Below are 2,899 nucleotides of genomic sequence, written 5' to 3' on the forward strand. Positions count from 1 at the left end.
CCAGATCGAGTTTGACCTGGAGCTGAGCCTTGGCGAGCATGGCGGGGAGATCGCCGGAACGCTGGGTTATGCCACGGCGCTGTTCGATCAGGCGACGATCGAGCGGCAGCGTGGTTATTTGCTGGCGCTGCTGCGGGCAATGGCTGCCGATGCAGGCCAGGTAGTCGGCCGCATCGACATCCTGCCGGCCGAGGAGCGCAGCTATCTCTTGGAGGAGCTGAACCGGACCGCGGCGCCCTATCCGTCGGAACGATGCATCCATGAGCTGTTCGAGGCACAGGTGCAAAAAGCGCCGGAAGCGGTGGCGCTGGTCTGCGAAAATGAGCGGCTGAGCTATGGCGAGCTCAACGCAGGGGCCAACCGGCTGGCGCACCATCTGATCGCCCTCGGGGTCAAGCCTGGGGATCGCATTGCCATCGTGCTGGACCGCTCCGCCGCTCTTGTGGTGGCGCAGCTGGCGATTCTGAAGGCGGGCGGAGTGTATGTACCGATCGATCGCGCCCTTCCATCTGCGCGACAAGAATTGTTGATGGCCGATTGTGCTGCACGCCTGGTGCTTTGCGGGGATGACCTGGTTGAGGCGACGATACCTGTTCTCGCTATTGAGCCGCTCATAGTTGGAACGGGATGTAGTAGCGATCCTGGTCTGGCGTTGAGCGCTGAGACTGCCGCTTACGTCATGTACACCTCCGGCTCAACTGGCCTTCCCAAAGGCGTTGTTGTTCCTCATCGTGCCGTCAACCGGCTCGTGATCAACAGTGGGTATGTGAAGGTCGATGCAGGAGATCGGATGGCATGGGCTGGCAATCCCGCCTTCGATGCAAGCACATTCGAAGTATGGGCACCGCTGCTTAACGGTGGTTGCATTGTTGCAATTGATGCCGCCACCGTCAGGGATCCTCCCAGTTTTGCCCGGGCGCTAGAACGGTACCGCGTGACATCATTGTTTCTGACAACAGCATTGTTCAACCAATATACGTCATCGATTGCTCCGACGTTGGCGCAGCTGAAGTACCTCCTCTGCGGAGGTGAGCGCGGCGATCTCGCTTCATTTTTGAGATTGCTGAAAGAACAAGGCCCCGTACGTCTCATTCACTGCTACGGGCCCACCGAGACGACGACCTTCGCGACGGTCTGGAATTGCCCGGCTGATTTTGATGGGTCGGTGGTCCCGATCGGTCGCCCGATCGCCAACACGCGGGTCTACCTGCTGGACGGTCATGGCGCGCCCGTGCCGTTCGGTGCGGTGGGCGAGCTTTACATCGGCGGGGCGGGGGTTGCGCGCGGGTATTTGAACCGCCCTGAGCTGACGGCCGAGCGGTTCATCGCCAGTCCCTTTGTCGAGGGCGATCGGCTGTACCGGACCGGTGACCTCGGGCGTTATCTGCCGGACGGCAATATCGAGTTCCTGGGCCGCAACGACGACCAGGTGAAGATCCGCGGCTACCGCATCGAGCCGGGCGAGATCGTAGCAAAGCTGTGCGAGCACGCCTTTGTGCGCGAGGCGGTGGTGGTGGCACGCGAGAGCCGCGCCAGCGACAAGCATCTGATCGCCTATGTGGTCTGCGCGCCGGAGACCGGCGCCCCCGAGACTGGGACGGACGAGGGTGATGCAGGCGGACTTGCAGGCGGACTTGCGGGCGCCTTGCGCGCGCACTTGAGTAGCCGGCTGCCGGACTACATGGTGCCGGCTGCGTTCGTGCCGATCGCAGCGCTGCCGCTGACGCCGAACGGCAAGCTCGATCGGAACGCGCTGCCGGCGCCGGCCGACGAGGCCTATGCGCTGGCGGCCTATGAGGCGCCGCAGGGCGCGGTCGAGACCGCGCTGGCGCGGATCTGGGCCGAGCTTCTCGGTGTCGAGCGCATCGGGCGCCACGACCACTTCTTCGAACTCGGCGGCCACTCGCTCTTGGCCGTGCAGGTGTCGAGCCGGCTGTCACAGGCTGTCGGGATCGAACTGCCGCTGTCGACGCTGTTCGCAAGGCCGGTGCTGACTGACCTGGCGGCAAGCATCGTCGAGCTGTTGAGCCGCTCCGGTCCGCAACAGCTGCCGTCGATTGCGGCCGTGTCGCGGCATGAGCCGCTGGTGCTGTCGTTTGCGCAGCAGCGGCTATGGTTTTTGGCGCAGCTGAACGTAGGCAGCACCAACTATCACATTCCGCTGGCCCTGCGACTGCGCGGAGTGCTCGACGGCCGCGCCTGGCAGCGCAGCCTTGACCGTCTGTTTGCGCGTCATGAGGCGCTGCGCAGCGTCTTTGTCGCGACGCAAGGCAAGCCCCGCGTTGAGGTCCTGCCGCCGGATGCGGGATTGCCGATAGTCGACCACGATCTGCGCGAGAGATCGGATGCGGAAGCGGCACTTTTGGATCTGTGCCAAGAAGAGGCGCGTACGCCATTCGATCTTGCGCGCGGTCCGCTGATCCGCGGGCATCTGGTGCGGATGTCGAATGATGAGCACGTCTTCCTGCTGACCCAGCATCACATCGTCTCGGATGGCTGGTCGATGGGCGTGCTGCTGCGTGAACTCAGCCAGCTTTACCGGGCATTCGAGGCTGGTCAGGACGATCCTTTGCCGGCGCTGGCGATCCAGTATCCGGATTACGCCGCCTGGCAACGCCAATGGCTGTCGGGGGAACGGTTGCAGAAGCAGGCGCAGTATTGGCGCAGCGCCCTGGCAGGCACCACCCGTCTTGTCTTGCCGACCGACCGTGCGCGGCCGGCCCAGCAGTCGTTTGCCGCGGCCACGGTCCCGATCGTCATCGATGCGGATCTGACGGGGGAGCTGAAGCGGCTGAGCCTGCAGCATGGCACGACGTTGTTCATGACGGTGCTGACAGCCTGGGCGGCGGTGCTGTCGCGTCTGTCGGGGCAGGACGACCTTGTGATCGGCGTGCCGAGC

The 2,899-nt window shown here is 64.1% G+C and carries 1 protein-coding gene; it reads left to right on the forward strand.

What is annotated here, in order from left to right; translation table 11 throughout:
• Positions 1 to 2,899: non-ribosomal peptide synthetase (locus AKN84_RS44140; protein WP_128971728.1), on the forward strand; the 2,899-nt coding region annotated here is incomplete at both ends.

This window comes from Bradyrhizobium tropiciagri (assembly GCF_001189845.1).
GTDB lineage: Bacteria > Pseudomonadota > Alphaproteobacteria > Rhizobiales > Xanthobacteraceae > Bradyrhizobium > Bradyrhizobium tropiciagri.